Origin of the sequence: Streptomyces sp. NPDC002888, from assembly GCF_042888465.1 — a bacterium.
In the GTDB taxonomy this organism is placed as follows: Bacteria; Actinomycetota; Actinomycetes; order Streptomycetales; family Streptomycetaceae; genus Streptomyces.
On sequence record NZ_JBIAPU010000006.1, the window covers coordinates 370092 to 376723 of the forward strand.

Genomic DNA, 6632 nt, shown 5'->3' on the forward strand with positions numbered 1-6632 from the left:
CCCGCCCGAGACTCCCCGCATGCCCAGCTACCGCGGCCTCTTCCGCACCCCGGAGTTCACACCCCTCTTCCTCACCTCCGCCGCCCACACCGCGGCCCAGACGATGAGCGGTCTGGCGCTCGGCACGCTGGTGTACCGGGCGACGGACTCGCCGCTGCTGTCGGCGGTGAGCATGTTCGGCCCGTCGCTCGCCCAGGTGCTGGGCGCGACGTTCCTGCTGTCGGGGGCCGACCGACTGCCCCCACGGGCGACGCTGGCGGGCGTCGCGTGGTCCTTCGCGGCAGGTACGGCCGTCCTGGCGCTGCCCGGGCTGCCGCTCTGGGCGATGTTCGCGGTCATCCTCGCCCAGGGCCTGGTCGCGGCGCTGGGCGGCGGGGTCCGTTGGGGCCTGCTGACCGAGATCCTGCCCCCGGACGGTTATCTGACGGGGCGTTCGCTGTTCAACATGATGAACGGACTGCTGCAGATCACCGGTTACGCGGTCGGTGGTGCCCTGGTCGCCGTCCTCTCCCCGCGCACGGTACTGCTACTGGCCGCCCTGCTGTACGCGACGGCCGCCGCGGGCCTGCGCCTCGGCCTGACCACCCGCCCGCCCCGGGCCACCGGCCGCCCCTCCGTCGCCGCGACCCGGCACGCCAACGCCCTCCTGTGGTCCTCCCGCCCGCGCCGCCTGGTCTACCTCGGCCTGTGGCTCCCCAACGGCCTGGTCGTCGGCTGCGAATCTCTCTTCGTGTCGTACGACCCCGGTGCCGCGGGCACGCTCTTCGCCTGCGCGGCGCTGGGCATGCTGGTGGGTGACGTGATCGTCGGCCGCCTGGTCCCGCCCGCGGTGCGCGCCCGCCTCGCCACGCCGCTGCTCCTCCTGCTGGCCACCCCGTACGCCTTCTTCGCGCTGCGCCCGGATACGCCGGTGGCCGCGGCGTGCGCCGCGCTGGCCTCGGTGGGCTTCGGGGCGAGCCTGGTCCAGCAGGAGCGCCTGGTGGCCCTCACGCCCTCGGAGCTGAGGGGCCACTCCCTCGGGCTGGACTCCGCCGGGAGGCTGACGATGCAGGGCGTGAGCGCGGCACTCGCGGGCTCGGTCGCCCAACTCACCTCGCCGGCGACCGCGATGACGGTGATGGCTCTGACATCGGTGGCGGTGACGCTGATGCTGGCGGCGCAACGGAAGGAGGGCGTGGCGGCGCCAGTGATGTCGCCCAGGCCTTAGCTTGTCTTTTAACCTCGGCCATTCGCGTGACAGCTACGGTTGATCGCCTGACTCAGACCCGGTGCCGGGGCAGTGTTGCCGGTCGGCGCATGATGACCGGCATGGAGAGCGCGGTCGAGAAGATCAAGGTCTGGTTCCGGTTTGTCCCTCGTGAGGGGTGGTTCCCGCAGGACACCGAGGGCCTGTGGGCGACGAGGCTCAGTGATGACACGGCCAGTGTGCAGAACGTCCCCTTCCTTCAGGACGGAGTGGCCGAAGGCGATGTGGTGCGGTACCGGACCGACTCCGACGGGCTCCACTGGGCCTCCGGGCGGGTCAGTTCCTCCGGTAACTGCACGATCCGTGTGGTGCCCGTGCCCACCGGCCCCCTGGGACGCAGTCCGCAGGCGGTGCATCAGCGCCTTTCGGCATTCAACCTCGGAGGCGAGGTCTTCAGTGAGGACTTCCCCATGGTGGCCTTCACCGCGCCGGCCGGCGCGGACTTCGCCGGGATCAAAGCCCTACTGACGCAAGGCCAGGAGGAGGGGTGGTGGCACTACGAAGTCGGGTGTTGCACCGACGAGTGGTGGAACGCCTGAGCTCGTCTCTCGACCTCTGATCTCGAACATCGAGTCGCACAGGTTCACTCACCTGGGCATTCGCCGGACAGGCGGACGACCCCCGCACGAGCATGCGTTCCGCCACGGAATCATGTTCATACGAAGGCCGCAGAGGTGAGTGTGCTGCATCACGATGCCCGGCAGGACGCTTTCGACTTCACGTCCCACTTTCGGGAGGACTTCTACGCGTGCCTGACCCGGCGCGGTGACACCTTGTTCGAGCTCACGGACGCGATGCTCTGCGAGGACGGTCCGGTGACCTCGCCGGTCGATCTGACGCTGCTGGCTGAACACCGGCGTGGGCACGGCGCGTTGTACGACGCGTTGAACTGCGGCCGTATCGACGTGGACAGGCTACGGAAGGCGCTGGCCATGTTGCCGCAGCCGAAGGCTGCCGACGGGCGCCTGGTCCTGGCGGTCGACGTCTCCCCATGGCTGCGTCCGGATGCGCCGACCAGCCCGGACCGGCTGTTCTGCCACGTCTATGGACGCTCGGGACGGCCCAGTGACCAGTTCATTCCCGGCTGGCCGTACTCGTTCGTCGCCGCACTGGAAACGGGCCGCACGTCGTGGTGCCAGTTGCTCGACGCCGTCCGGCTCGGCCCCGACGACGATGTCGCCGAACTCACCGCCGCCCAGGTTCGCCGCGTTGTCACCGACCTGATCGGCCAGGGACAGTGGGAAGAGGGTGACGCCGACATCCTGGTCGTCTTCGACGCCGGCTACGACGCTCCGCGGATGGCTTATCTCCTCGGCGGCCTGCCGGTGGAGGTGCTCGGGCGCATGCGTTCGGACCGAGTGATGCGCAAGCCCGTCCCGCGCCCGTGGATCTCGCCGCCCGAGGGCGGCCGGCCCCCGAAACACGGCAAGGAGTTCCGCTTCGCCAAGCCCGACACCTGGGGCGAGCCGGACGCCGAGACGGTACAGGTCACCGACCGCTACGGGACCGCTCAAGCGATGGCCTGGGACCGCATCCATCCCCGGCTGACCACTCGCTCGGCCTGGATCGACCACGAGGGCGAACTCCCCATCATCGAGGGCACCCTCATCCGCCTCCAGGTCGACCACCTGCCCGGCGGCCAGGACCCGCTGCCCGTCTGGCTGTGGTCCTCCAAGACCGGCATGACCAGCGAGGACGTCGATCTGCGCTGGCAAGCGTTTTTGAGGCGCTTCGATCTTGAGCACACCTTCCGGTTCGGAAAGCAGACGCTCGGCTGGACCCGCCCCAAGCTCCGCAGCCTCGAAGCCGCAGACCGATGGACATGGCTCGTGATCGCCGCCCACACCCAGCTCCGCCTCACCCGCGCAGCTGCCGCCGATTTCCGCCGCCCCTGGGAGAAGCCCGCCGAGCCCGCCCGGCTCACCCCGGCCCGTGTCCGCCGCGGGTTCAGGAACATCCGTCCGCACCTGCACTGCCCGGCCCGTGCACCCAAACCCTCAACTCCCGGCCCCGGGAGGCCGCTTGGCTCGAAGAACCGGCGGCCCGCCACCCGTTACGACGTGGGCAAAACGACCAGACGCCCCGAGAGCATCACTGAACGCAATCGACCTAAAGCCCACAAACCATAAAAAACAAGCTTAGAACCTGTGTCTGAACATCCCTTTGGATCTTCGGGCGGGTCTAGGCTGGCGACGTGTCTGTGGCCAACGGACCTGGTCTCGATCGGCGTTGTCCCGGGTGCGGTTCATGACTGGGGCCGGGGGCCGCGCCCCGGGCGGTGTACTGCTCGGGGGTGTGTCGTTGCAGGCAGTGGCGGCGGATACGGCGGCTGCGGTTGCGGGTGGCGGCGCTTGAGCGGGGCGAGGGCCGCCGGGTCTGCCCGGAGTGCGGGGCTGTCTGGGTGGCCGGGGTGGATCATCGCAGGAACGCGGTGTACTGCTCGCCGCGTTGCCGGAAGAGGGCCTGGAGCCGCCGCAGGGTCCGCAGCTACCGGTTCGCCGCCCACCGCTGGCCCGCCGGCCAGCGTCGTCAGGGCGTGTCTCACAAGGTTCACTACATCCTCGCGTCCATCCCGGAGGACGCCGAACGCTTCAAGACGATCGACGCCCCTCCGCTGGACGAGCGTGCCAGGGTGCGGCGCTGGACGACGGGCCTGGCCAAGAAGCGGGTCGGGCAACGCCCGGATCGTCCCGAAACGCCTGCGCAGAAGGTGGCGGCTATTCACCGCCTGGCCGACGACGACGAGGTCGCGGCGCGGGTCGCCACGGATGTGCTGCGCCGTCCGGAGGTCGCGGCCAAAGTGGTCGCGGACGACACCGCCCCGGCACATGGTCAACAAGGCTCAGACCACGCAGCACAGGACCGAGGTCGTCCATGACCTCATCGAGGACGACACGGTGGCGGCCAAGGTTGCCTCCGATGTGCTGCGCCGTCCGGAGGTCGCGGCCAGGGTGGTCGCCGACGACACCGCCCGGCATGCGGTCAACCGGGCCCAGACCGACCGTTCCCGGCAGCAGGCGGACGCCTTCCGCAGGGAAACCCCCGCCGGCCGAGCAGTGAGGAAGATCGAGCGGACACAGGAGTTCCTGGACCTGGTCGGCGCGTGCCACCGCTTCGTGGCGGCCTGCGGCAAGGCGGTGCCCAGACTCCGCGACCGGCACCTGTCGGATGACGAACAAGCGGTCCTGGCGCAGAATGTCGCACGCTGCCGGGCCACCCTGGACTGGATCGAGACCGCCGCCGAGACCGGCAAGGTCGACATGGACGAAGAGCTCGCCCGTCTCCTGCGGGGGGAGTAGCCGTGGCCAAGCGCTCCCCGACCGCGGAGCGCCACGCCGACCTGATCCGCACCGCCCTGTTCGAAGTCGCGCCGGCCGGCATGACAATGACCCGTCTGATGGCCTCGTGCGAGCTCAGCCGCCGGCAGACCAGACGGGGACTGTCCACGCTGCGTGACCTGTGCGCCGAACGCAGCTGGCCACCGGTCATCTTCAGACGCCGGCGTGACCAGGTCGTCTACGATGCGGCGGGCCGTCCACTCTCATACCTCGGTGATATCCCGCCCGCCAAGATCACTCTCCGGACGTATGTTCAAGTACCCCTGAGGGCCGACGCTTTGGGAAGAACCGAGGTCTAGTTTCGGCTCCATGCCCACCAGATCACGCAGAGCCGCTGCGGCCGCTTTGCTCACCCTCGCCTTGTCTGCTCCGCTCCTGGGTGCCGCACCAGCCTCCCCTTCTCACGATGTGCAGAATCCGGCTCGGGTTCCGAACACCAGCGTATTGGAGTTACCCCGACCCACCGGCTCCCACCCAGTGGGCCGCCGCACCCTGCACCTGGTCGACCGCCACCGCACAGACCCGTGGGTGCCAACCGCAGGGAACCGGGAACTGATGGTGTCCGTGTCCTATCCGGCCCGCTCAGCCAACGGGTCACCAGCGGCATACATGACTGCCGACGAGGCACGACACCTTGTGGAGGCCAGAGGACTCAGCGGGATCGTGCCAGCCTCAACAGTCGCCGGAACGCGCACGTATGGGCAGATTTCCGCGCCCCCGGCGCCGGGCCGCTTCCCCTTGGTGCTGCTCTCTCCCGGGTTCTCGATGCCGCGCAGCACCCTCACCTCCCTCGCCGATGATCTCGCCAGTCGCGGCTATGTCGTGGCCTCTGTTGACCACGCCTACGAATCCGTCGGCACGGAATTTCCGGGAGGTCGGTTGTTGACCTGTGCGGCATGTGAGCAGGTCGGAACTCGTCCGGAAAAGGCGGCCGTCGTCCGCGGCCGTGCGAAGGACATGTCTTTCGTGATCGACGAACTGACGAACCGCCAGGGAACTGAGCTGTCTCGCGTGATCGATCCGCGCCGCATCGGGATCGCTGGGCACTCGATCGGAGGGGCGACCGCCGCGACCACCATGGCCATCGACGATCGCGTGCGGGCAGGAGCCGATCTCGACGGTGACTTCTACGCTTGCCCTGCTGGGGCAGGGCTCGGCCAGCGTCCGTTCATGATGCTCGGTGCCGAGTCCACGCACAGCCCCAAAAGCGTTGACACCGACTGGCCCGATGCTTGGAGCCACCTGAACGGCTGGAAACGCTGGCTCACCGCAACGGGAGCCGAGCACTTCTCTTTCACCGACCTTCCTTATCTGGCAGGCCAGTTGGGGCTGTCGGATCCAGCAGTCCCGCTCTCAGGAGAGCGGGGGTGGCACATAACCCGCGACTACGTGGCAGCCTTCTTCGACCTTCACCTTCGGGGCATCCCCCAGCCGATCCTTGATGGCCCCACAACCTCTCATCCCGAGATCGCATTCCGACAGCCATAGTCTGGCAACCCAGAACGAACACCTGGAACAGCCCCTCATCAGGACGCCAAGTGTGAACGCTGCACTCTCGTCACACCACGAGCGGCCGTCAACGTCGCGAGAGTGCAGCCCGGAATTTGAAAAACAGGCTCTTAGAGGACATCTCATTTGGTGAGCCTGCGGTAGCAGATGAGGGTGCAGGCGATGCTCGTGAAGGCCAGAAAGTGCTCGGCCTTGCGTTCGTAGCGGCGGTGCAGGCGGCGGCAGCCGGCAAGCCAGGCCATGGTGCGTTCGATCGTCCAACGGTGTCGGCCGAGTCGCTGGGACGACTCGATGCCTTTGCGGGCGATCCGGTGGGTGATCCCGCGCAGGCGGAGCCATCGCCGAAGGTGGTCGTAGTCGTAGCCCTTGTCGGCGTGCAGGTTGGCGGGTCGGCGTCGGCGTGACCCACGGCGGGAACGGATCGGCGGGATGCCGCGGACGAGAGGCTCGAGGGCCTGGCTGTCGTGCAGGTTCGCACCGGAGATGCCGATGGAGAGGGGCAGACCGGTCCGCTCGGTGATCAAGTGGATCTTCGACCC

The 6632-nt window shown here is 68.5% G+C and carries 8 protein-coding genes; 7 read left to right on the forward strand and 1 reads right to left on the reverse strand.

Features of this window, described 5'->3' with window-relative positions; genetic code table 11:
* Nucleotides 1-19 precede the first annotated feature (19 nt).
* The 7 genes from ACFYWX_RS13225 (at nucleotide 20) to ACFYWX_RS13255 (ending at nucleotide 6072) form a co-directional block, all read left to right on the forward strand.
* The gene (locus tag ACFYWX_RS13225; RefSeq protein WP_389424065.1) at nucleotides 20-1207 is read left to right on the forward strand and encodes an MFS transporter; all 1188 of its coding nucleotides are present in this window, start codon (nucleotides 20-22) and stop codon (nucleotides 1205-1207) included.
* An 89-nt stretch (nucleotides 1208-1296) separates the two neighbouring features.
* The gene (locus tag ACFYWX_RS13230; protein ID WP_389424066.1) at nucleotides 1297-1785 is read left to right on the forward strand and encodes a DUF4265 domain-containing protein; all 489 of its coding nucleotides are present in this window, start codon (nucleotides 1297-1299) and stop codon (nucleotides 1783-1785) included.
* A 135-nt stretch (nucleotides 1786-1920) separates the two neighbouring features.
* A complete protein-coding gene (locus tag ACFYWX_RS13235; RefSeq protein ID WP_389424067.1) occupies nucleotides 1921-3375 on the forward strand; it encodes an NF041680 family putative transposase in 1455 nt (484 codons plus the stop codon).
* Nucleotides 3376-3656: 281 nt separating this feature from the next.
* Entirely contained in the window at nucleotides 3657-4124 is a 468-nt protein-coding gene (locus ACFYWX_RS13240) for a DUF6192 family protein (RefSeq protein ID WP_389424068.1), read from the forward strand.
* Complete coding sequence (locus ACFYWX_RS13245) at nucleotides 4075-4545, forward strand: DUF6192 family protein (protein ID WP_389424069.1); 471 nt, start codon at nucleotides 4075-4077, stop codon at nucleotides 4543-4545. The genes ACFYWX_RS13240 and ACFYWX_RS13245 overlap by 50 nt, the downstream gene beginning before the upstream one ends.
* Before the next feature lie 2 nt (nucleotides 4546-4547).
* Nucleotides 4548-4883: a hypothetical protein gene (locus ACFYWX_RS13250; RefSeq protein WP_389424070.1), complete on the forward strand. Its 336-nt coding sequence runs from the start codon at nucleotides 4548-4550 to the stop codon at nucleotides 4881-4883.
* A 10-nt stretch (nucleotides 4884-4893) separates the two neighbouring features.
* On the forward strand, nucleotides 4894-6072 hold the full coding sequence (locus tag ACFYWX_RS13255; RefSeq protein WP_389424071.1) for an alpha/beta hydrolase family protein: 1179 nt from the start codon (nucleotides 4894-4896) through the stop codon (nucleotides 6070-6072).
* 143 nt (nucleotides 6073-6215) lie between these two features.
* Here the strand turns inward: ACFYWX_RS13255 and ACFYWX_RS13260 are convergent.
* The coding region (locus tag ACFYWX_RS13260; protein ID WP_389424072.1) for an IS5 family transposase at nucleotides 6216-6632 on the reverse strand (417 nt) is incomplete at its 5' end.

Coding starts and splice junctions, on each gene's coding strand:
- ACFYWX_RS13245 (WP_389424069.1), top strand. CDS start 4,075: ATGGTCAACAAGGCTCAGACCACGCAGCACAGGACCGAGGTCGTCCAT.
- ACFYWX_RS13255 (WP_389424071.1), top strand. CDS start 4,894: ATGCCCACCAGATCACGCAGAGCCGCTGCGGCCGCTTTGCTCACCCTC.
- ACFYWX_RS13225 (WP_389424065.1), top strand. CDS start 20: ATGCCCAGCTACCGCGGCCTCTTCCGCACCCCGGAGTTCACACCCCTC.
- ACFYWX_RS13230 (WP_389424066.1), top strand. CDS start 1,297: ATGATGACCGGCATGGAGAGCGCGGTCGAGAAGATCAAGGTCTGGTTC.